We start from the raw sequence: 20,480 nt of genomic DNA on the forward strand, positions 1-20,480 counted from the left end.
GATCAGACCGCAAATCCGGGCAACACGGGCACCGGACGCTTGTCCTCATCGATCGCGACAAAGCTGAACTGGCCATGGATGGCCTTTTCCCGACCGTCGCAACTCATGCTCTCGACAAACACCTCGACCTCGACCTTGAGGCTGGTGTTGCCGACCTTGATCACTCGCCCCACCAACTCGACGATGGAACCGGCCGCAATCGCATGATTGAAGTCGATGCGATCGGTGGATACGGTCACCAGTGGCAGCCGGCAGAAGCGGGTGGCGGCGATGAACGAGACCTCGTCCATCCAGGCCAGTGCAGTACCGCCGAACAGGGTGTTGTGGTGGTTGGTGGTTGACGGAAAGACGGCTTTAGTGACACGGGTTACCGAGAGCTCGGTGCGACGTTCGATTTCTAGTTCACGGGGAGTCATGAGTCTGGCCTGGTACAGAGGTGCTGTGAATAAATTGCGGACAACAAAAAAGCAGCCCGTAGGCTGCTTTTTTCTGCATCGGAAGCTGGACTTAAGCCAGTTTTTCCTTGATGCGAGCTGCTTTACCCGACAGGTCGCGCAGGTAGTACAGCTTGGCTTTACGTACGTCACCGCGACGCTTGACAGCCATGCTGTCGATTTGCGGGCTGTAGGTCTGGAAAGTACGCTCTACGCCAACACCGTTGGAGATTTTACGAACGGTGAATGCACTGTTAACGCCGCGGTTACGCTTGGCGATTACAACGCCTTCGAACGCTTGCAGACGCGAACGGTCGCCTTCCTTCACTTTCACCTGAACGACAATGGTGTCGCCCGGGGCAAAGGTAGGGATCTCTTTGGTCATCTGCTCTGCTTCGAGTGCAAGGATGATTTTGTTAGTCATGCTGTGCTCCTAAGGTAAATCGTCGGATCTACCATCGATACGTTGTTAACTATCGTCCCGCTCGCGGATGTATTCCTCGAGCAGCTTCTTCTCTTCTCCAGAAAGCGAGCGGCTTTCCAGAAGATCGGCGCGTCGTTCAAAGGTCCTACCAAGGGACTGCTGTAAACGCCAACGCCGGATGTGCGCGTGATTGCCACTTAGCAACACGTCGGGAACACGCTGATCCGCATACACCTCCGGTCGGGTGTAGTGCGGGCAATCCAGCAGACCATCCGTAAAGGAATCTTCCTCGGCGGAGTCCGCATGCCCTAAAGCTCCAGGCAGCAGTCGCGTAACCGCGTCAATCAGGACCATCGCCGGCAGCTCGCCGCCAGACAGTACATAGTCACCAATCGACCACTCTTCATCGACATGAGCTTCAATAAACCGCTCGTCAATGCCTTCATAGCGGCCGGCAATCAGGATTAATGCTTCCTCATTCGCCAACCCGCGTACCGCCGACTGAGTCAGTTGACGGCCTTGGGGCGACAGGTAAATTACCTTCGCCGCCTCCCCGGCTGCTGCCTTGGCCTGAACCAGAGCATCTTCCAGGGGCTTGATCTTCATCACCATGCCCGGGCCACCGCCAAATGGGCGATCGTCCACAGTGTGATGTCGATCCGTTGTGTAGTCTCGCGGATTCCAACAGGTCAGCTGCAAGAGCCCCTGTTTCACCGCACGACTGGTGATGCCGTAGTCGCTGATGGCGGAAAACATCTCGGGAAACAGACTGATCACTTCGACGCGCAAGTTAGCCACGTTTAGAAGTCCGCGTCCCAATCCACCTTCATCTCGCCCGCCGCCAGGTCGACAGCCAACACGCATTGCTCCGTATAGGGCAACAGGCGTTCGCGATCATCCAGGCTGCCAGCGCAAGGCTTGACCACCATGACATCGTTCGAGCCAGTCTCCAGCAGGTGATCGATTTTCCCGAGCAATTGCCCAAGGTGGTCGATGACCTTCAGACCTTCCAGCTGGTACCAGTAGTACTCGCCGTCGGTCAGATCAGGAAACAGGTTACGCGGCACGCAGATTTCAAAACCGGCCAGAAGACGAGCTTCTTCACGGTCATCGAGACCTTTGAGCTTTGTGACCAGGAACTTGCCGTTTTGTACACGGCCGCTGACCAGCTCTACCTGCCGTACATCGCCTTCGCGCCGCAGCGTCCAGGTTTTGTAGTCCAACAGGTTTCCAATCGGATCAGTAAAGGAAAAGACCTTCACTTCGCCGCGAACGCCATGTATTGAGTAAATCTTGCCGATAACGATCAAATCATCAGCAATGGCTGGCGTCGCGTTCATATTGCTCAGGCCGCAGCCTTAGCAGATTCCTTCAACAACTGAGCAACGCGCTCAGAAGGTTGTGCACCAACGCTCAGCCAGTAGGCTACGCGCTCTTGGTTCACGGACAGACGGATTTCCTGACCACGAGCAACAGGGTTGAAGAAACCAACCTGTTCTTTGTGCGAACCGTCGCGCGGGTTGCGGCTGTCGGTTACGGTCAAGTGGTAGAACGGGCGCTTTTTGGAGCCGCCAAGGGCAAGACGGATTGTTAGCATGTGAACATAGTTCCTGTAGTCGGTGCTGCAAATCTAAATGCACAGCGGGCATAGGTGCCCGAAAGGCCGCATATTCTAAGGAATATCCGGACTTTTGCAAATGACTTTTTCCGGCGCCTATAGGCATGCCATCCAGATTTGCGATAGAGCCGTTGCGAACAACGGCGAGTCAGCGCCCGCCAAGGCGGGCCACTGCTGGTCCCACGTCCGTGTGGGGACCGCGCCGACAGGTATGTCGACGCGAAATCTTTACATTTTCGGCATGCCGCCGCCGGGCAACATACCGCCCATGCCGCGCATCATTTTGGCCATTCCGCCCTTGGCGGAGAATTTCTTCATCATCTTCTGCATCTGCTTGTGCTGCTTGATCAAGCGACCGATGTCCTGCACCTGGGTACCCGAACCCATGGCGATACGGCGCTTGCGCGAACCGCTGATCAGCTCAGGGTCACGGCGTTCGGCCGGGGTCATGGAGTTGATGATGGCTTCCATCTGCTTGAACTGCTTCTCTGCCGCACCCTGGGCATTGCCCATTTGCGCCAGGTTCACACCGCCGATGTTTGGCAGCTTGTCCATGAGGCCGCCAAGGCCGCCCATGTTCTTCATCTGTTGCAGTTGATCGCGGAAGTCTTCGAGGTCGAAGCCCTTGCCCTTCTTTAATTTCTTGGCAAGCTTGTCGGCCTTGTCCTTGTCGAGGGTCTGTTCGGCCTGCTCGATCAGGCTGAGCACGTCGCCCATACCCAGGATGCGCGAAGCAATACGCTCGGGGTGGAAGGGTTCGAGCGCTTCGGTCTTCTCGCCCATACCGATGAACTTGATCGGCTTGCCAGTGATGGCACGCACCGACAGCGCGGCACCGCCACGGGCATCACCGTCGACCTTGGTCAGGATCACACCGGTCAGCGGCAGCGCCTCACCGAAGGCCTTGGCCGTGTTGGCCGCGTCCTGACCGGTCATGGCGTCGACCACGAACAGGGTCTCGACCGGATTGATCGCGGCATGCAGGGCCTTGATCTCGCCCATCATCTCTTCGTCGATGTGCAGGCGACCGGCGGTATCGACGATGACCACGTCGATGAACTTCAACTTCGCTTCTTTAATCGCCGCTTCAGCGATGTCGACCGGCTTCTGGCTCAGGTCGGACGGAAAGAAGGTGACGCCGATGTCGTTGGCCAGGGTTTCCAGCTGCTTGATCGCCGCGGGACGGTAAACGTCCGCGGACACCACCATCACCGACTTCTTCTTGCGCTCTTTAAGGAAGCGCGCGAGCTTGCCAGCGGTCGTGGTTTTACCGGCACCCTGCAGGCCCGCCATCAAAACGACGGCCGGTGGCACGGCGCTCAGGTTCAAGTCTTCGTTGGCCGCGCCCATCAGGCTTTCGAGTTCGGCCTGGACGATCTTCACGAAGGCCTGGCCTGGCGTCAGGCTGCGCGACACCTCGGTGCCGACAGCGCGTTCCTTGACCGAGTTGACGAAGTCTTTGACCACCGGCAAGGCGACGTCGGCTTCGAGCAACGCCATGCGCACTTCACGCAGGGTGTCTTTGATATTGTCCTCGGTCAGCTTGGCCTTGCCGGTGACATGGCGCAGCGTCTGCGAGAGACGGTCGGTTAAGTTTTCAAACATGCGCGATCCTTTCAGGCCCTATGGAGACCGAGGTAATGGCGGCCCAGACCGTGAAAAACATGTGCTCGGCGAGCCTGCGGCGTGGGCAGGTCGCGGATTATAGCGAAGACTGCGTCTGGCGCACACCCGCCGTCTGGTTGTGCGGTCTTTCATGCGACAAGGGTTGTATGCCAAACTCATTCTCTTTCGGGCTTGCCTAACAGGATTTATGCTCCCCTTGTCACCCAGTTTACTCACGACCCTCGCCGCCGCCTGCTTGTACGCCGCTGCGACCCTCTACCAAGGCTCTCGCCTGGCCGTAGGCGCCAAGGCGAACAAACGCCTGCTGGTCACGCTCGGCGTCCTCGCCGTCCTGACCCATAGCGCGAGCCTGCTCACCCACCTGATGACGCCGATCGGCCTGGGCCTGGATTTTTTCAGCGCCGCCAGCCTGATTGCCGCCGCCGTGATCGCCCTGACACTGCTGGCCTGCTCGCGCATCCCCGTGGAAAACCTGCTGTTGCTGCTGTTCCCGCTAGGGGTGACGACGGTGCTGCTGGCGCAGTTCGCGCCGTCGGGCACTGTGCAGGTGATCGACGAGGCGCCGGGGATTCTCGCGCATATCCTGCTGTCGATCCTGGCCTACGGCATGTTCACCATTGCGGTGTTCCAGGCCCTGCTGCTGCTGGTGCAAGACCACCAGCTCAAGCACAAGCACCCGTCCGGCCTGATCAGGAACTTCCCGCCGCTGCAAACCATGGAAAGCCTGCTGTTCGGCTTCCTCTGGGCCGGCTGGACCCTGCTGTCGCTGTCGCTGATCTCCGGCTGGCTGTTCGTCGACAACCTATTCGCCCAGCACCTGGTGCATAAAACCCTACTGGCCTGCCTGGCCTGGATTGTGTTCAGCGTGCTGCTGTGGGGCCGTACTCGCCTGGGCTGGCGCGGGCACAAGGCCATTCGCTGGACCCTGGCCGGATTCTGCCTGCTGATGCTGGCCTACTTCGGCAGCAAGCTGGTCCGCGAATTCATCCTGCACATCTGACGGGCATTCGTTATGGATAACCTGCCCATAGGGCCATTGCTCGCCGTGCTGGCCCTGCTGATCCTCTGGTCGGGCCTGTTCACCGCCATCGAGGCCGCGCACCAGTACCTGCAGGCCCAGCGCATGGCCTCACGCTCAAGCGACAAGCCGGTCGCCAGACTCCGCTTCCCGCTCAGCAGCCTGCTGCTGTGCAATACCCTGTGTCGCTCGCTGGTCGTGGTCATCAGCACCTTGCTGGCCGTGTTCGGCTGGGCAGACAATGGTCCGTGGCTGGCCTGCCTGAGTGCCACCGCGGCCTTGCTGGTGTTCGCCGATTACCTGCCGCGCACCCTCGCCAGCCGCTACCCGGACACCGTGCTGATGCTGGGTAACACCCTGCTGGCCACGCCCCTGAAAATCATCTACCCGATCGCCTGGGCGCTCAGCGGTATCAGCCTGTTGCTGCTCAAGCCCTTCGCCCGCAAGGCCAAGGTTGTCCAGCAAAGCGATGAAGAACCGGCCGCACCACAGAACAGCGACGGCGAGCAGGAGCACCCGGCATGCCGTCCGCACGCGCTGGCCGGCATTCATGCGCTGGACAACATTACGGTCAATGACATTCTGGTGCCCCGTAGCGAAATCGACGGCATCAACCTGGACGACCCGATCGAAGAGATCATCCAACAGTTGCGCGCCAACAAACGCACGCGCCTGCCCGTGTTTCACAGTGACATCAATCAGGTCGAGGCCGTGCTCAACACCCGGCAGATCCGTCACTTGCTGGCCGACGCCAGCCTGACCAAGGATGCTTTGCTGGCGGCCTGCCACGAACCTTACTTCGTTCCGGAAAGCACACCGCTGCAACTGCAACTGCTGAATTTCCACAAACAGCAGCGCCGCTTGGGCATGGTGGTCGACGAATACGGTGAAGTGGAAGGTATCGTCACCCTGGAAGACATTCTCGAAGAAATCGTCGGTGAATTCGAAAGCCAGCACAGCCTCGACAACCCACACATTCACCCCCAGGCCGATGGCCGACTGGTGATCGACGGCGCGGCTTCCATCCGCGAGCTCAACAAGAGCCTGGGCTGGCACCTGCCAAGCGACGGTCCGAAAACCCTGAATGGCCTGGTGACCGAGGCGCTGGAAAGTATCCCGGACTGCCCGGTGTGCCTGAAAATCGGCCGCTATCGCCTGGAAATCCTCGAAACCGAAGACAACCGTGTGAGCAAGGTACTGATCTGGCTGACCTCATCGGTGCCGACAGTACGCTGACCCCCTGTGGCGAGGGAGCTTGCTCCCGCTGGGTTGCGCAGCAACCCCGACCCCGGACACCGTGATCATTCCGACGAAACGCCTTCAACGGTATTGCGGGCGCTTCGCACCCGAGCGGGAGCAAGCTCCCTCGCCACGAATTTCAGCGCATCAGCTGAGCCCCCTTGTTGAATCGTTAGCCTCCTTCCTATAATCGAAACGCTTACCCAAGCCCCGCCCCGGGCCGTGCTACCCGCACTCAGCGTCCGGCGGCCAGTCTATCGGCACGACTCGCGACCTTCCGGCGACTGCTCCTACCTTGAGCGCCCGCCGCGCCCCAACCCACATCCCTGGGTGTTTCAACCACAATAATTCGCTCCAACGGAGCACATGACTGTCAGGGATTACTGCATGACGACCAGCACGACTTATAGCGAAACCGCACCCGCCCAACCGACGAACTCCGCCACCCGCGTGGCAACGGCCAGCTTCATCGGGACCGCCATCGAGTTCTACGACTTCTACGTGTACGCCACGGCGGCGGCCCTGGTGATCGGCCCGGTGTTCTTTCCGCAGACTTCCGGCACGGCACAGATGCTCTCGGCCTTCCTGACCTTCGGCATCGCCTTCCTAGCCCGCCCCCTGGGCTCTGCACTGTTCGGCCACTTCGGTGACCGTATCGGGCGCAAATCCACCCTGGTGGCCTCGCTGCTGCTGATGGGCGTCTGTACCACGCTGATCGGCGTGTTGCCCGGTTACGACAGCATTGGTGCCTGGGCGCCGATCCTGCTGTGTGTGCTGCGCTTCGGGCAAGGCCTGGGGCTGGGCGGCGAATGGGGTGGCGCGGCCTTGCTGGCCACCGAAAACGCTCCCAAGGGCCAGCGCGCCTGGTTCGGCATGTTCCCGCAACTGGGTCCGTCGATCGGTTTTCTCGCCGCCAACGGACTGTTCCTGACCCTGGCCCTGACCCTGGACGACGAACAGTTCCGTTCATGGGGCTGGCGCATTCCGTTCCTGCTGAGCGCCGCACTGGTGATGGTGGGCCTGTATGTACGCCTGAAACTGCACGAAACCCCGGTGTTCGCCAATGCGGTTGCGCGCCAGGAGCGGGTGAAAATCCCGTTGGTCGAGCTGTTCAGCCAGTATTGGGCACCGACCCTGCTGGGCGCGGCGGCGATGGTGGTCTGTTACGCGCTGTTCTACATCTCCACCGTATTCTCCCTGAGCTACGGCGTATCGACCCTGGGTTACAGCCGCGAAACCTTCCTCGGCCTGCTGTGCTTTGCCGTGTTGTTCATGGCCGCGGCCACGCCCTTGTCAGCCTGGGCCAGTGACCGCTTCGGACGTAAACCGGTGTTGATCATCGGCGGCGTACTGGCCGTGCTCTCGGGCTTCACCATGGAACCCCTGCTGACCCACGGCACGACTTGGGGCGTCGCCCTGTTCCTGTGCATCGAGCTGTTTCTGATGGGTGTGACCTTCGCCCCGATGGGCGCGCTGCTGCCCGAGCTGTTTCCAACCCACGTGCGGTATACCGGCGCGTCAGCGGCCTACAACCTGGGCGGTATCGTGGGTGCCTCGGCAGCCCCGTTCTTCGCGCAGAAGCTGGTAGCGATGGGCGGCTTGAGTTGGGTGGGCGGCTATGTGTCTGCGGCAGCGGTGCTCAGCCTGATTGCTGTGCTGTGCCTGAAGGAAACGCGCAATAACGACCTGAATCAGGTTGCCTAAAGTAAAAGCTTCGCGAGCAAGCCCGCTCCCACACTTGATCTGTGTCGCTCACATTTTGTGATCGGCGCAAAACTAATGTGGGAGCGGGCTTGCTCGCGAATGTCGCGACGCGGTTACAGCTCTACAACGACCGCCTGGGACGCGCGGGTCGCCTTGGCACGAGCCGTTTCAATCGACTCGTCGCGCGCCAGGGCCACGCCCATGCGGCGCTGTCCGTTGACTTCAGGCTTGCCGAACAGGCGCAACGCCGTGTCCGGCTCAGCCAGTGCGGCGCCCAGATTGGCAAACGCGGTCTGGGTCGACTGCCCTTCCACCAGAATCACCGCCGAGGCCGACGGGCCAAACTGACGGATCAACGGGATCGGCAACCCGAGAATGGCCCGGGCATGCAGGGCGAACTGCGACAGGTCCTGAGAAATCAGGGTCACCAGGCCCGTATCGTGGGGACGCGGCGACACTTCGCTGAACCACACCTGATCACCCTTGATGAACAACTCCACGCCAAACAGGCCACGGCCACCCAGGGCTTCGGTCACGGCCTTGGCAACGCGCTCGGACTCCGCCAGAGCAATCGGGCTCATGGCCTGTGGCTGCCAGGACTCCTGGTAGTCACCCTTCTCCTGACGGTGACCGACAGGCGCACAGAACGTGGTGCCGCCGACATGACGCACGGTGAGCAAGGTGATTTCGTAGTCGAAGTCGATAAAGCCCTCAATGATCACCCGGCCCTTGCCGGCACGACCGCCTTCCTGCGCGTAATCCCAGGCGTTCTGCACGTCATCGACGCTGCGCAACAGGCTCTGGCCCTTGCCGGAAGAGCTCATGACCGGCTTGACCACACAGGGGAAACCCAGGTCGTCGACGGCCTTGCGGTAGTCTTCGAAGGTATCGGCGAAGTGGTACGGCGATGTTGGCAGGTCCAGCTCTTCAGCGGCCAGGCGACGGATGCCTTCACGGTTCATGGTCAACTGGGCGGCGCGCGCCGTCGGGATGACCGTGAAGCCCTCGGCCTCCAGCTCGACCAGGGTGGCCGTAGCGATGGCTTCGATTTCCGGCACGATGAAGTGCGGCTTCTCGGCTTCGATCACTGCACGCAGCGCGGCACCGTCCAGCATGTTGATCACGTGGCTGCGATGAGCCACCTGCATGGCCGGGGCATCGGCATAACGATCCACGGCAATCACTTCAACGCCCAGGCGTTGCAGCTCGATCACCACCTCCTTGCCCAACTCACCACAGCCACACAGCAAAACGCGGGTCGCGGTTGGCGACAATGGAGTTCCGATACGAGTCATCTGAAGGTCCTCAATGGAGCAGATCATCGAAGGATGCTGCGTGATTGGCCTGCCTGGCCTGCCGCGCGCTTCCCATAGGGAGAAAGCGCGACATTTTACATGAACCGCAGGCTTTGGCTCAGCTCGCCAGCGCGCTCTTGCGCAAACGCCAGGCCATGGCGAGCCAGACCACCGTCACACCGGCGAATTTCGACCCCATGGCCGTGAGGATCACCCCCGGTGTCAGGGCGTCGATCATGCCGAAGAAAATGAAGGTATCCAGGGGAATGCTCAGCGCCGAACTTATCCACAACCGGTCATGCAGCGGCCGCTGGGTGATACTGAACACCAGCCAGTCGATGCATTCCGAAACGGCGAACGCCGTGGCGCTGGCCAGGGCAATTGACGGATCGGAGGTGATGTAGGACAACGCCAGTGCCGCCAGCATGGCAATGATCGCCCCATGGCCGAAGCGGATTTGCACCATATCGCGCAACACGAATACCAACCCGCCCCACGCCGACCAGATGATGTCCAGGTGCGGTGCGGTGGAAAAGGCGTAATTGATCAGCACCACGCTGCTGATGTAGGCGATGAGAAAGAGCATGGGACGCGGGGAATACCTGTCGAAATTGGCGCACAGGGTACTTCATCTTCGATGCACAGATAACCTGTGGCGAGGGCGCAACTCCCTCACCACAAAAGCTCGCCAGATTCAGGAACTGGATTTCGAAGGCAACATCCAGAGCAATCCACTCGATTTCGCCCGTTCATGGCACAACCCCAACACCTTGCGGCGCTCGTCATTGTCCATGCGGCTCCAGCGGGTGATTTCCTCCACCGTACGCTGACAGCCGGTGCAGATATCCTGTTCGTCCAGCGCGCAGATGCTCACGCAGGGCGATGGCACGGGGCGTTCGGCGGTATTCATTGCTCCTGCTCGACCAGATCGCGGGCATAACGCTGGGCATTGTGCACATAGTGCGCGGCGCTGGCTTCGAGCATTTTCTTCTGCTGTTCGGTCAGTTCGCGCACCACTTTGCCGGGCGAGCCCATGACCAGCGAACCGTCGGGGATTTCCTTGCCTTCACCAATCAGCGAATTGGCGCCGATGATGCAGTTCTTGCCGATTTTCGCGCCATTGAGGATCACCGCGTTAATCCCGATCAGGCTGTAATCGCCCACCGTACAGCCATGCAGCATGGCGTTATGGCCAATGGTCACACCGGTGCCGATAGTCAGCGGGTAACCCATGTCGGTGTGCATCACCGTGCCGTCCTGTACGTTGCTGTTCTTGCCGATCAGGATCAGTTCGTTGTCACCGCGCAACACCGCGTTGAACCAGACATTGGCTCCCTCTTCCAGCCTGACCTTGCCCACCAGCACGGCATTGGGTGCAACCCAGCTCTGTGGATGGGTTTCGACGCGGGCGTCGCCCAGACGGTATTTCATGGTGGTTTTCCTCAAGGCTCGGGCAGGTTTTCACTTGCAAGACAGGTTCACGCCCTACGCGCGATGGCTTCAAATATTGATAAAGCTGTGGGGAGGTTGATGCAGGTTGATCTTCGCGTCATAGAGCAAATTGATCAACTCGACGACCATGATCGCCGTCAGCCCCCAGATCTTGTATTCACCGTAACGGTAACTGGGCACGTACCAACTGCGCCCCTGATAATCGATGCGGTGCGTATGCTCGCGGGGGTCCTTGCGGAAAAATTCCAGCGGAACGCTGAACACAGCGGCAATTTCGGCATCGTTGGCGCGGTACTCGACGAAGTCGGGAATCACCCCGACGTAAGGCGTCACCTTGATACCGTGCAGGGAAATCAATGGGCTCAAGGGCCCGATCACTTCAACCAGGCCAGGCGGCAGGCCGATTTCTTCTTCGGCCTCGCGCAAGGCGGTAAACACCAGGTCGGGGTCTTCAGGGTCGCGGCGTCCGCCGGGAAAGGCCACTTCACCGCCATGGGTCGAGAGCCCACTGGCGCGCAGGGTCAGGATCAGCTCAGGTTCGTCGCTGCGGGTAATCGGCACCAACACCGCGGCCTCGGGGAAACGCCGGTCGGTTTCCAGCGTACGTGGCGTATGGTTGATGACCCGCTGCAGTAGCTCGTCCAGCATGAGTGCTCTCGATCTGTTGGCTACCATGCATCATGCACCAAACGCACAGAGCGCCCAAGCCCTTGAACGGCGGCATGTCGCTAAACGACAACTTGCCGACAGACACCGCTGCACGCCAAGATAGGCGCAGCCTCTACGGAATCCCAGCATGAAATTCTGCAGCCAGTGCGGTAACCCGGTCACCCAACGCATTCCCGAAGGCGACTCCCGCCTGCGCTACGTCTGCGACCAGTGCCAGACCATTCACTACCAGAACCCGAACATTGTCGCCGGCTGCCTGCCGACCTGGGGCCGCCAGGTGCTGCTATGTCGCCGTGCCATCGAGCCGCGCCGCGGCTACTGGACCTTGCCCGCCGGTTTTATGGAAAACGGCGAAACCGTGGAACAGGCTGCCATTCGGGAAACCTTCGAGGAGGCCTGCGCCCGTGTGCGCCACCTGAAGATCTATACGCTGATCGATGTGCCACACATCAGTCAGGTGCATGTATTCTTCCGTGCAGAGCTTGCGGACCTGGACTTCGCCGCCGGCCAGGAAAGCCTGGAAGTGCAGCTTTTCGAAGAAGCAGACATCCCTTGGTCCGAGCTGGCTTTCCGCACCGTGGGCCGTACTCTAGAATGCTTCTTCGCTGACCGCCGGACAGGGGAATTTCCGGTGCGCTGCGAATCCATTCCTCCGCTTGCTCAGCCTGCGATCACTTAAACAACAAAAAGTACGCCGTACTTTCAGGGATATCGTGTCAATGCGCTGGTTGCTCGCGTTCTTCTGTCTGTCGTTCGTCGCTGTTTCACAGGCCTCCACCCTGGAAACCCTGGACGGCAAAATCATCGACAAAGTGTTGGTGCTCAAATCCGCCCATCAGTTGCAACTGATCAATAACGGACAGACCATCAAAACCTACCGCATCTCCCTGGGCAAAAACCCCAGGGGCCAAAAGCTCATGGCTGGCGACCGCCGCACGCCCGAAGGCCTCTATTGGCTGGACTGGCGCAAGGTCAGCGACCGCTTCAACCTGGCCATGCACATCTCCTATCCGAACATCAGCGACGCCGCTCGCTCGCGCCGTGAAGGTGTGGACCCCGGTGGCATGATCATGATCCACGGCACCCCCGACACCGAAGACGATCCCGAGGATCTGTTCCACACCCTGGACTGGACCGACGGCTGCATTGCCATGCGCAACGTCGACATGCGCGAAGTCTGGGGCCTGGTGCCGGACGGCACGATGATCGAAATCCGCCCATAACCCCCTCTTCCCCCCTGATCATTCCCATGCTCCGCGTGGGAATGCCTCTACGGACGCTCCGCGTTCGGCTGTTGATGTGGCGCGGAGCGTCGCGGACTGCATTCCCACGCAGGAGCGTGGAAACGATCTCCCCCTTCATCATTTATCAAAAATAATTCAAAAAAAATTCAGCCCCAACCAACAACCCACCTGCAATACCACCGCCCTTCAAAATCACCGGCGCAGACCGCGATCTGATCCGTTGCCCCCGCCACCTCTAATACCACTTCAAACCCAACGCCACCGCACCTTCCAGCGGAGCGAGCTTTTGCTCGCCCGGAGCGAACCACCAGCGTTGACATGGTATTTAAGTGGTATTAGTTTTTCACCACTACCGGGCGACAACACTCCAATATCCGCATCGGAAACCTCACATGAATCACATCCTGGCCCTGCGCCCTGACGACACCCAGCCCACCCCCCTGTACCTGCAACTGGCGCGCAACCTGGAAGCCGCGATTCATGCCGGCCTATGGAAAGCCGAGCAGGCGCTGCCGTCGGAGCGCAACCTCAGTGAAACACTGAACATCTCCCGCGTGACCGCCCGCAAAGCCCTGGAAGTGCTGTTCGAACAAGGCCTGATCCGCCGTAGCCAAGGTTCGGGGACCTTCATCACGCCTCGCCTGGAACAACCGCTGTCGCGGCTGTCCGGCTTCAGCGAGATGCTCCGCCTCAAGGGGTTCGTGCCCAGCTCGCAATGGCTGGAGCGGGAAATCACCCAGCCGACCCACGAAGAACTGATCCGCCTCGCCCTGTCACCCTACGACAAAGTGGCGCGCCTCAAGCGCTTGCGCAAAGCCGACGACACCGTGATGGCCATCGAGATGAGCACCCTGCCCGCCTCGATCATTGCCCAGCCGCAAGCCATCGGCGATTCGCTGTATCAATACCTCGACAGTATCGGCAAGCCGGTGGTACGCGCCCTGCAACACATTCAGGCGATCAATGCCTCCGACGAGTTCGCCGCCCTGGTCGGCATCGCACCTGGCACCGCCATGCTGCTGATGACCCGGGTCGGCTACCTGGAAGACAACACCCCGATCGAAGTCACCGACACCTATTGCCGCAACGACTACTACGACTTTGTAGCCGAACTGCGTCGCTAAAAAACGCGCCGTCAGCACCTGAGAGCTGCCCTATGTCCGAAGACAACATCCTCACCGCCCAAGGCTGGATTCGCGGTCGCCTGACCCATGAACACGGCCGGATCGTGCGCATCGAAGGCCAGCCCTGCGACCCGGCGGACAACGACTTGCCATACCTGCTGCCGGGCTTTATCGACCTGCACGTGCATGGAGGTGGGGGCCGGGACCTCATGGAAGGTACGCCCGCCTTCGAAACCATTACCCGCACCCATGTTCGCTTTGGCACCACGTCGTTGCTGGCCACGACCATGACCGCGCCGAACGAAGAGATCGCTCGCGTTCTGGAGCAGGTCGGTGAATTTTGCGAACAGCGTCTCGAAGGCTGTGCCCGGGTCCTGGGCGTGCACCTCGAAGGGCCGTACATCAACCCCGGAAAACTGGGCGCCCAACCGAACTTCGCTCACACCGCGCTGCTGGCCGAGGTCGAGGCCTATCTGACACTGGCGCCGATCCGGGTGATCACTATTGCTCCGGAAATCGCCGGTCACGACAAACTGATCCGTGCCTTGAGCGACCGTGGCGTACGCATGCAGATCGGCCACACCCTGGGCAGTTACGAGGAAGGCGTCGCGGCACTTGAGGCCGGCGCCACCAGCTTCACCCACCTCTACAACGCCATGAGCCCGTTGCATCACCGCGAACCGGGGATCGTCGGCGCGGCACTGGCCCATGCCCAATACGCCGAATTGATTCCGGACCTGCTTCATGTGCATCCCGGGGCGATCCGCGTGGCCCTGCGCTCGATCCCCTGCCTGTATTGCGTCACCGACTCCAGCGCCGCCGCTGGCATGCCGGATGGCGAGTACAAGCTGGGCAGCCACACCGTGACCAAATGCCTGGGCGGCGTGCGCTTGCCCGACGGCACCCTGGCCGGCAGCACCCTGACCATGGATCAGGCCCTGCGCAACCTGGTGAAGATCGGCCTGCCACTGTGCGAGGCCTCGCAACGCCTTTCGCAATTTCCCGCCGACTACCTCGGTCTCCCGGAGCGCGGCCGCCTGCAACCCGGCGCCTGGGCCGACTGTGTACGCCTGGATCGCTCACTCACACTGACCGCCGTGATGGTCGAAGGAGAAGACATTGACTTCAAAAATGCTTGAAGAGGCCCTGTCCTCGTACAAGGCCGTCGAAAGCCAGTTGCAGCAACTCGATCCACAGATGATCGAGATCGCCGGGCGCCTGAACCGTCAGCCACCGCAAGTGGCGATGACCGTCGCCCGTGGCAGTTCCGATCATGCCGCAAGCTACTTCGCCTATCTGGCCATGCAGCATATAGGCGTGCCGGTGGCATCGCTGCCGATGTCGGTGGTCACCCTGCAGCAGGCGCCGCTGAAGGTCAGCGGCCAGGCGGTATTCGCATTCTCGCAGTCAGGGCAGAGTCCTGACCTGGTCAACAGCCTGCGCCTGCTGCGCAAGCGCGGCGCCTTGAGCATTGCCATGGTCAACGCCGAGAACTCGCCACTGGAGGCCGCGTGCGAGTTCAGCCTGCCTCTGTGTGCCGGTACTGAAAGCAGCGTGGCCGCGACCAAAAGCTTCATCGCCACCCTCACTGCCAGTGCACGCTTGATTGCCCACTGGAAGCAGGACGCCGAGTTGCTGGAAGCCGGCCTCGCCCTGCCCCAGGGGCTGCGCGAAGCCGCAACCCAGGACTGGAGCCTGGCCGTCGATGCCCTGCGCGATTGCCAGCGGCTGATGGTGATCGGCCGTGGCGCCGGCTTTGCCATCGCCCAGGAAGCCGCCCTGAAACTCAAGGAAACCTCGGCGATCCAGGCCGAAGCCTTCAGCAGTGCCGAAGTGAAACACGGCCCCATGGCCCTGATCGACAACCACTACCCGCTGCTGGTGTTCGCTCCCCGGGGGGCCGAACAGGCTGGCCTGTTGAGCCTGGCCGCCGAGATGCGCCAACGCGGTGCCCATGTGTTGCTGGCAGCCCCCGATGACGTCAGCGAACGCGACCTGACGCTGAGCCGCGCCGAACACCCGGCGCTGGACCCGATCCTGGCGATCCAGAGTTTCTACGTGATGGCCGCAGGCCTCGCGCAAGCCCGTGGCATGGACCCTGACCAGCCACGCCACTTGAGCAAAGTGACCCGCACCCACTAACACGCCTGAATCGAGTACCGAGCCATGCACAACAACAATAACGAACTGATCCTCAGTGCCCCGCTCAGCGGTCCTGTGCTCACGCTTGCCAAAGTCCCGGACCCGGTGTTCGCCAGCGGCGCCATGGGCGACGGGATCGCCATCGACCCGCTGAACAACACCCTGCACGCCCCCTGTGCCGGGGTGGTGGTGCATGTCGCCCGCACCGGCCACGCCGTGACCCTGCGCGCCGACAACGGTGCCGAACTGCTGTTGCACCTGGGGCTGGACACCGTCGACTTGCAAGGCAGCGGATTCTCGATACTGGTCGAGGAAGGCGCACGAGTCAGCAATGGCGATGCACTGCTGCGCTTTGATCAGGACCTGGTCGCCCGGAGCTGTAAAAGCCTGGTCAGCCTGCTGATCCTGACCAACAGCCAGGACTTCCAGGTACTGCCGATCACCCTGAAATCGGTCAAGGTCGGCGAGCCTCTGCTGCATATCGTGCCGAAGGCGGTGAACGGAGCCCGGGCCGAAGAACAAGGCTTGGGCGACGAAGTCCGCGGTCAGATACGCATCACCCATCGTGGCGGCCTGCATGCTCGACCGGCGGCCCTGATCCGCCAGACCGCGCAACTGTTCACCAGTAAATCCCAGCTGCATTTCGCCGAAAAATCCGCGTCGTGCGACAGCCTGACCGGCTTGATGGGGTTGGGCATTGGCGAGCAGGACGAGGTGCAAGTCAGCAGCCGCGGCGCGGATGCCAACGCGGCGCTGCAAGCCTTGCTCAACGCCCTGTCCAGCGCGGTCAACGACGACCGCCACGCTGCCGCCCCCACGCCAATTGTCCAACGCTCGCGCGTCGCCGAAGCCGGCGTGTTGCATGGTGTCTGCGCCGCCCCCGGACTGGTGGGCGGGCCATTGTTCCAGTTGGCAGCCCTGCAATTGCCGGAAGACACTGGCGGCCACATGGCCGAAGCCCAACACCAGGTGCTGAACACGGCGCTGGAGCAGGTACGCAGTGAAATTCGCGGCACCCTGGCGCACGCCAGAAAACAAAACAACCTGGAAGAAGAACAGATATTCGCCGCCCACCTGGCGTTTCTCGAAGACCCGACGCTGCTGGAGGCCGCCCACCAGTCCATCGACCAGGACAGCGCCGCGACCCACGCCTGGAGTCAGTCGATCGAGGCGCAGTGCAAGGTTCTGCAAACACTCGGCAACCCGCTGCTGGCCGAGCGCGCCAACGACCTGCGCGATCTCAAGCAACGTGTACTGCGCGTCCTGCTTGGCCAGGACTGGCACTACGACGTGCCGGCCGGAGCCATCGCCGCCGCCCATGAGCTGACCCCTTCAGACCTGCTGCAACTGTGCGAACAAGGTGTCGCCGGCTTGTGCATGGCCGAGGGTGGCGCGACGTCCCATGTGGCGATTCTGGCCCGCGGCAAAGGCTTGCCGTGCCTGGTCGCCCTCGGCTCATCCCTGCTCGAGCAACCCCAAGGCCAAGTCATGGTCCTGGACGCGGACGGCGGGCGGCTGGAACTGATCCCCGATAGCGAACGGCTGGAGCAGGTGGCGCACGCCCAGCGCGAACACCTTCAACGCCGGGCACGCCAGCAACTGCACGCGCACCATCCGGCACTGACCCTCGATGGCCTGCGCGTCGAAGTCGCCGCCAATGTCGCCTCCAGCAGCGAAGCGGCCGATGCCCTCAAGGGCGGCGCCGACGGTGTCGGCCTGCTGCGCACCGAGTTTCTGTTCGTCGATCGCCAGACCGCGCCCGACGAACAAGAGCAGCGCCAGGCGTATCAAGCCGTACTGGATGCCATGGGCGACAAGTCGGTGATCATCCGCACCATCGACGTCGGTGGCGACAAACAGCTCGACTACCTGCCCTTGCCGGCCGAAGCCAACCCGGTGCTGGGCCTGCGTGGTATCCGCATGGCCCAGGTCCGACCGGAACTGCTGGATCAACAACTGCGCGGACTGCTACAGGTCAGCCCCCTGAACCGATGCCGGATTCTGTTGCCGATGGTCAGCGAGGTGGATGAACTGCTGCACATCCGCCAGCGCCTCGACGCCCTGTGCGTCGAACTTGGAATAGCCCTGCGTCCGGAGCTGGGCGTAATGATCGAGGTTCCGGCCGCTGCCTTGCTGGCCGAGCAACTGGCCGAACACGCGGACTTTCTGTCGATCGGCACCAATGACTTGTCCCAATACACCCTGGCCATGGACCGTGACCACGCCGGCCTCGCCGCGCGGGTCGACGCCCTGCACCCGGCGCTGTTGCGCCTGATCGCCCAGACCTGCAGCGGTGCTGCCAAACACCAGCGCTGGGTGGGTGTTTGCGGTGCGCTGGCGTCCGATCCGCTGGCCACCCCGGTGCTGATTGGCCTGGGAATTCGCGAGCTGTCGGTGAGCCCGCCGCAAATCGGCGAAATCAAGGAGCGGGTGCGCCAGTTGGATGCCGCCCAGTGCCAACGCTTGAGCACCAGCCTGCTCGACCTCGGCAGCGCCGCCGCCGTGCGCCACGCCTGTCATCAACACTGGCCTCTGAGCTGAACAACAACAAAAAATCCAGGGAGACACGCCATGTACCAACTCTTCATCGAAGGCTTGCAACGCCTCGGACGGGCACTGATGCTGCCCATTGCAATCCTGCCGATTGCCGGCCTGTTACTGCGCCTGGGTGACACCGACCTGCTGGACATCGCGATCATCCACGACGCCGGGCAAGTGATCTTCGCCAACCTGGCGATGATCTTCGCCATCGGCATCGCCGTCGGTTTCGCCAGGGACAACAACGGCACCGCCGGCCTGGCCGGCGTCATTGGCTACCTGGTGATGGTTTCCACGCTCAAGGTCCTCGACGCGAGCATCAACATGGGCATGCTCGCCGGCATCGTCAGCGGTCTGATGGCCGGTGCGCTATACAACCGTTTCAAGGACATCAAGCTGCCGGAATACCTCGCGTTCTTCGGTGGCCGGCGCTTCGTGCCGATCGTCACCGGGTTCGCCGCCGTCGGCCTGGGCGTGGTCTTCGGCCTGATCTGGCCACCGATCCAGCACGGCATCAACAGCTTCGGCGCTTTGATGCTGGAGAGCGGCAGCTACGGCGCGTTCATCTTTGGTGTACTCAATCGCCTGCTGATCGTCACCGGCCTGCACCACATCCTCAACAACATGGCGTGGTTCGTGTTCGGCAACTTCACCGACCCGACCACTGGCGCCCTGGTCACTGGCGACATCGCCCGCTATTTTGCCGGCGACCCAAAAGGCGGCCAGTTCACCACCGGCATGTTCCCGGTGATGCTGTTCGGCCTGCCGGCGGCATGCCTGGCGATGTACCGCAACGCCCTGCCCCAGCGGCGCAAGGTGATGGGTGGCATCCTCCTGTCGATGGCCCTGACCTCGTTCCTCACCGGCGTGACCGAACCAGTCGAGTTCGCCTTCATGTTCCTTGCGCCGCTGCTGTATCTGGTCCACGCGCTGCTGACCGGCTTTTCAATGGCCATCACCAACGCGCTGAACATCCACCTGGGCTTCACCTTTTCCGGCGGTTTCATCGACATGATCCTCGGCTGGGGCAAGTCCACCAATGGCTGGATGGTGTTCCCGGTGGGCCTGGCCTACGCGGTGATCTACTACACCGTGTTCAACTTCTGCATCCGACGCTTCAACCTGAAAACCCCGGGCCGCGAAGACACCATTGCCGGTGAAAAAACCGTGCTGAGCGAAAACCAGCGCGCCGAGGCCTACATCCTGGCCCTGGGCGGCACCGACAACCTGATCACCGTCGGCGCCTGCACCACTCGCTTGCGCCTGGAAATGGTCGACCGCAACAAGGTTTTCGACAACAAACTCAAGGCCCTCGGCGCCATGGCCGTGGTGCGTCCCGGCAAAGGCGGCAGCTTGCAGGTGGTGGTCGGTCCGCTGGCGGACAGCATTGCCGATGAAATTCGCCAAGCGATGCCGACTGCCGGCAGAGCCGTCACGGCAGCCGCGGTGATGACCGACACGGCCCCGACTGCTGCCCCAGTGGCCGCTCCAGAAGCCCAGAAATGGCTGAACGCCCTGGGCGGCAGCGACAACGTCCTGCAACTCGACTGCGTCGCCATGACCCGCATTCGCCTGCAACTGGCCAATGGCAAGGCACTGTCGGAATATCAGCTCAAGGAACTGGGTTGCCAAGGTGTCAGTCCGCTGGAAGGCGGCGTGTGGCACTTGGTGGTGGGCGACAAGGCACTGAGCTTGAGTGAGGCGCTAGCAGGCCTGGTCAATCGCAGCGAGGTCAGTGCCAGGGTCTGAAATCGCCATCGCGAGCACGCTTCTCACCTACAGTTAAAACGCTGACCGTAGAAGCGAGGCTTGCCCGCGAAGAGGCCCTGAAAGGTAACAAAAACCCGGCCTAAGCCTAATGCCGGTCAGTTAAGAAAAATAAAGCCGAACACGAAACCCGTGGCGAGGGAGCTTGCTCCCGCTGGGGCGCAAAGCGGCCCTGTTTTGGGGCTG

21 protein-coding genes are annotated in these 20,480 nt (G+C 61.5%); 10 read left to right on the top strand and 11 right to left on the bottom strand.

All coding sequences use genetic code 11. The annotated features are described in order from the left end of the window. Positions 1-2 precede the first annotated feature (2 nt). The 6 genes from AC3WQN_RS15755 to ffh form a co-directional block, all read right to left on the bottom strand. Positions 3-416, bottom strand: coding sequence for an acyl-CoA thioesterase (locus AC3WQN_RS15755; RefSeq protein ID WP_103399809.1), 414 nt, complete (start codon positions 414-416; stop codon positions 3-5). A gap of 91 nt (positions 417-507) precedes the next feature. Next, positions 508-858, bottom strand: coding sequence for a 50S ribosomal protein L19 (gene rplS / locus AC3WQN_RS15760; RefSeq protein ID WP_003175895.1), 351 nt, complete (start codon positions 856-858; stop codon positions 508-510). A gap of 45 nt (positions 859-903) precedes the next feature. Beyond that, positions 904-1,656, bottom strand: coding sequence for a tRNA (guanosine(37)-N1)-methyltransferase TrmD (gene trmD / locus AC3WQN_RS15765; protein WP_095146465.1), 753 nt, complete (start codon positions 1,654-1,656; stop codon positions 904-906). A gap of 2 nt (positions 1,657-1,658) precedes the next feature. Then, the gene (rimM, locus tag AC3WQN_RS15770) at positions 1,659-2,198 is read right to left on the bottom strand and encodes a ribosome maturation factor RimM (RefSeq protein WP_095077594.1); all 540 of its coding nucleotides are present in this window, start codon (positions 2,196-2,198) and stop codon (positions 1,659-1,661) included. A gap of 5 nt (positions 2,199-2,203) precedes the next feature. After that, positions 2,204-2,455, bottom strand: a complete 252-nt coding sequence (rpsP, locus tag AC3WQN_RS15775) for a 30S ribosomal protein S16 (protein WP_003185073.1) — start codon at positions 2,453-2,455, stop codon at positions 2,204-2,206. Between the two features lie 249 nt (positions 2,456-2,704). Further along, positions 2,705-4,081 carry a signal recognition particle protein gene (gene ffh / locus AC3WQN_RS15780; protein ID WP_103399810.1) on the bottom strand — a complete coding sequence of 459 codons (1,377 nt, stop codon included), beginning with the start codon at positions 4,079-4,081 and terminating at the stop codon, positions 2,705-2,707. Between the two features lie 208 nt (positions 4,082-4,289). Here ffh and AC3WQN_RS15785 point away from each other — a divergent pair, with 208 nt between their 5' ends. The 3 genes from AC3WQN_RS15785 (at position 4,290) to AC3WQN_RS15795 (ending at position 8,063) form a co-directional block, all read left to right on the top strand. After that, positions 4,290-5,102 carry a cytochrome C assembly family protein gene (locus AC3WQN_RS15785; protein WP_095146463.1) on the top strand — a complete coding sequence of 271 codons (813 nt, stop codon included), beginning with the start codon at positions 4,290-4,292 and terminating at the stop codon, positions 5,100-5,102. A 12-nt stretch (positions 5,103-5,114) separates the two neighbouring features. Next, on the top strand, positions 5,115-6,356 hold the full coding sequence (locus AC3WQN_RS15790; protein WP_103399811.1) for a transporter associated domain-containing protein: 1,242 nt from the start codon (positions 5,115-5,117) through the stop codon (positions 6,354-6,356). Between the two features lie 390 nt (positions 6,357-6,746). Beyond that, positions 6,747-8,063, top strand: a complete 1,317-nt coding sequence (locus AC3WQN_RS15795; RefSeq protein ID WP_103399812.1) for an MFS transporter — start codon at positions 6,747-6,749, stop codon at positions 8,061-8,063. A gap of 113 nt (positions 8,064-8,176) precedes the next feature. Here the strand turns inward: AC3WQN_RS15795 and purT are convergent, their stop codons facing one another. The 5 genes from purT to AC3WQN_RS15820 form a co-directional block, all read right to left on the bottom strand. Continuing rightward, entirely contained in the window at positions 8,177-9,358 is a 1,182-nt protein-coding gene (gene purT, locus AC3WQN_RS15800; RefSeq protein WP_103399813.1) for a formate-dependent phosphoribosylglycinamide formyltransferase, read from the bottom strand. A 118-nt stretch (positions 9,359-9,476) separates the two neighbouring features. Further along, positions 9,477-9,944, bottom strand: coding sequence for a preQ0 transporter (locus AC3WQN_RS15805; RefSeq protein ID WP_103399814.1), 468 nt, complete (start codon positions 9,942-9,944; stop codon positions 9,477-9,479). A gap of 108 nt (positions 9,945-10,052) precedes the next feature. Continuing rightward, entirely contained in the window at positions 10,053-10,268 is a 216-nt protein-coding gene (locus tag AC3WQN_RS15810; RefSeq protein WP_103399815.1) for a DUF1289 domain-containing protein, read from the bottom strand. Then, the gene (locus AC3WQN_RS15815; RefSeq protein WP_095077605.1) at positions 10,265-10,789 is read right to left on the bottom strand and encodes a gamma carbonic anhydrase family protein; all 525 of its coding nucleotides are present in this window, start codon (positions 10,787-10,789) and stop codon (positions 10,265-10,267) included. Before AC3WQN_RS15815 ends, AC3WQN_RS15810 begins: the two co-directional genes overlap by 4 nt. Before the next feature lie 69 nt (positions 10,790-10,858). After that, on the bottom strand, positions 10,859-11,458 hold the full coding sequence (locus tag AC3WQN_RS15820; protein ID WP_095146457.1) for a CoA pyrophosphatase: 600 nt from the start codon (positions 11,456-11,458) through the stop codon (positions 10,859-10,861). Between the two features lie 148 nt (positions 11,459-11,606). Here AC3WQN_RS15820 and AC3WQN_RS15825 point away from each other — a divergent pair, with 148 nt between their 5' ends. The 7 genes from AC3WQN_RS15825 (at position 11,607) to nagE (ending at position 20,276) form a co-directional block, all read left to right on the top strand. After that, entirely contained in the window at positions 11,607-12,158 is a 552-nt protein-coding gene (locus AC3WQN_RS15825) for an NUDIX hydrolase (protein ID WP_095077607.1), read from the top strand. Between the two features lie 40 nt (positions 12,159-12,198). After that, positions 12,199-12,702, top strand: coding sequence for a L,D-transpeptidase family protein (locus AC3WQN_RS15830; protein WP_103399816.1), 504 nt, complete (start codon positions 12,199-12,201; stop codon positions 12,700-12,702). A 413-nt stretch (positions 12,703-13,115) separates the two neighbouring features. Further along, positions 13,116-13,847 carry a GntR family transcriptional regulator gene (locus AC3WQN_RS15835; RefSeq protein WP_103399817.1) on the top strand — a complete coding sequence of 244 codons (732 nt, stop codon included), beginning with the start codon at positions 13,116-13,118 and terminating at the stop codon, positions 13,845-13,847. Between the two features lie 32 nt (positions 13,848-13,879). Next, entirely contained in the window at positions 13,880-14,986 is a 1,107-nt protein-coding gene (gene nagA / locus AC3WQN_RS15840) for an N-acetylglucosamine-6-phosphate deacetylase (protein ID WP_103399818.1), read from the top strand. After that, positions 14,979-15,989, top strand: a complete 1,011-nt coding sequence (locus AC3WQN_RS15845; protein WP_371918494.1) for an SIS domain-containing protein — start codon at positions 14,979-14,981, stop codon at positions 15,987-15,989. Before nagA ends, AC3WQN_RS15845 begins: the two co-directional genes overlap by 8 nt. A 24-nt stretch (positions 15,990-16,013) precedes the next feature. Next, positions 16,014-18,530, top strand: a complete 2,517-nt coding sequence (ptsP, locus tag AC3WQN_RS15850) for a phosphoenolpyruvate--protein phosphotransferase (protein WP_103399820.1) — start codon at positions 16,014-16,016, stop codon at positions 18,528-18,530. 30 nt (positions 18,531-18,560) lie between these two features. Next, positions 18,561-20,276, top strand: a complete 1,716-nt coding sequence (nagE, locus tag AC3WQN_RS15855; RefSeq protein ID WP_103399821.1) for an N-acetylglucosamine-specific PTS transporter subunit IIBC — start codon at positions 18,561-18,563, stop codon at positions 20,274-20,276. Positions 20,277-20,480: the final 204 nt, after the last annotated feature.

Source organism: Pseudomonas sp. FW300-N1A1 (assembly GCF_058789115.1).

Coding starts and splice junctions, on each gene's coding strand:
- AC3WQN_RS15755 (WP_103399809.1), bottom strand. CDS start 416: ATGACTCCCCGTGAACTAGAAATCGAACGTCGCACCGAGCTCTCGGTA.
- rplS (WP_003175895.1), bottom strand. CDS start 858: ATGACTAACAAAATCATCCTTGCACTCGAAGCAGAGCAGATGACCAAA.
- rimM (WP_095077594.1), bottom strand. CDS start 2,198: ATGAACGCGACGCCAGCCATTGCTGATGATTTGATCGTTATCGGCAAG.
- rpsP (WP_003185073.1), bottom strand. CDS start 2,455: ATGCTAACAATCCGTCTTGCCCTTGGCGGCTCCAAAAAGCGCCCGTTC.
- ffh (WP_103399810.1), bottom strand. CDS start 4,081: ATGTTTGAAAACTTAACCGACCGTCTCTCGCAGACGCTGCGCCATGTC.
- AC3WQN_RS15785 (WP_095146463.1), top strand. CDS start 4,290: ATGCTCCCCTTGTCACCCAGTTTACTCACGACCCTCGCCGCCGCCTGC.
- AC3WQN_RS15790 (WP_103399811.1), top strand. CDS start 5,115: ATGGATAACCTGCCCATAGGGCCATTGCTCGCCGTGCTGGCCCTGCTG.
- AC3WQN_RS15795 (WP_103399812.1), top strand. CDS start 6,747: ATGACGACCAGCACGACTTATAGCGAAACCGCACCCGCCCAACCGACG.
- purT (WP_103399813.1), bottom strand. CDS start 9,358: ATGACTCGTATCGGAACTCCATTGTCGCCAACCGCGACCCGCGTTTTG.
- AC3WQN_RS15805 (WP_103399814.1), bottom strand. CDS start 9,944: ATGCTCTTTCTCATCGCCTACATCAGCAGCGTGGTGCTGATCAATTAC.
- AC3WQN_RS15810 (WP_103399815.1), bottom strand. CDS start 10,268: ATGAATACCGCCGAACGCCCCGTGCCATCGCCCTGCGTGAGCATCTGC.
- AC3WQN_RS15815 (WP_095077605.1), bottom strand. CDS start 10,789: ATGAAATACCGTCTGGGCGACGCCCGCGTCGAAACCCATCCACAGAGC.
- AC3WQN_RS15820 (WP_095146457.1), bottom strand. CDS start 11,458: ATGCTGGACGAGCTACTGCAGCGGGTCATCAACCATACGCCACGTACG.
- AC3WQN_RS15825 (WP_095077607.1), top strand. CDS start 11,607: ATGAAATTCTGCAGCCAGTGCGGTAACCCGGTCACCCAACGCATTCCC.
- AC3WQN_RS15830 (WP_103399816.1), top strand. CDS start 12,199: ATGCGCTGGTTGCTCGCGTTCTTCTGTCTGTCGTTCGTCGCTGTTTCA.
- AC3WQN_RS15835 (WP_103399817.1), top strand. CDS start 13,116: ATGAATCACATCCTGGCCCTGCGCCCTGACGACACCCAGCCCACCCCC.
- nagA (WP_103399818.1), top strand. CDS start 13,880: ATGTCCGAAGACAACATCCTCACCGCCCAAGGCTGGATTCGCGGTCGC.
- AC3WQN_RS15845 (WP_371918494.1), top strand. CDS start 14,979: ATGCTTGAAGAGGCCCTGTCCTCGTACAAGGCCGTCGAAAGCCAGTTG.
- ptsP (WP_103399820.1), top strand. CDS start 16,014: ATGCACAACAACAATAACGAACTGATCCTCAGTGCCCCGCTCAGCGGT.
- nagE (WP_103399821.1), top strand. CDS start 18,561: ATGTACCAACTCTTCATCGAAGGCTTGCAACGCCTCGGACGGGCACTG.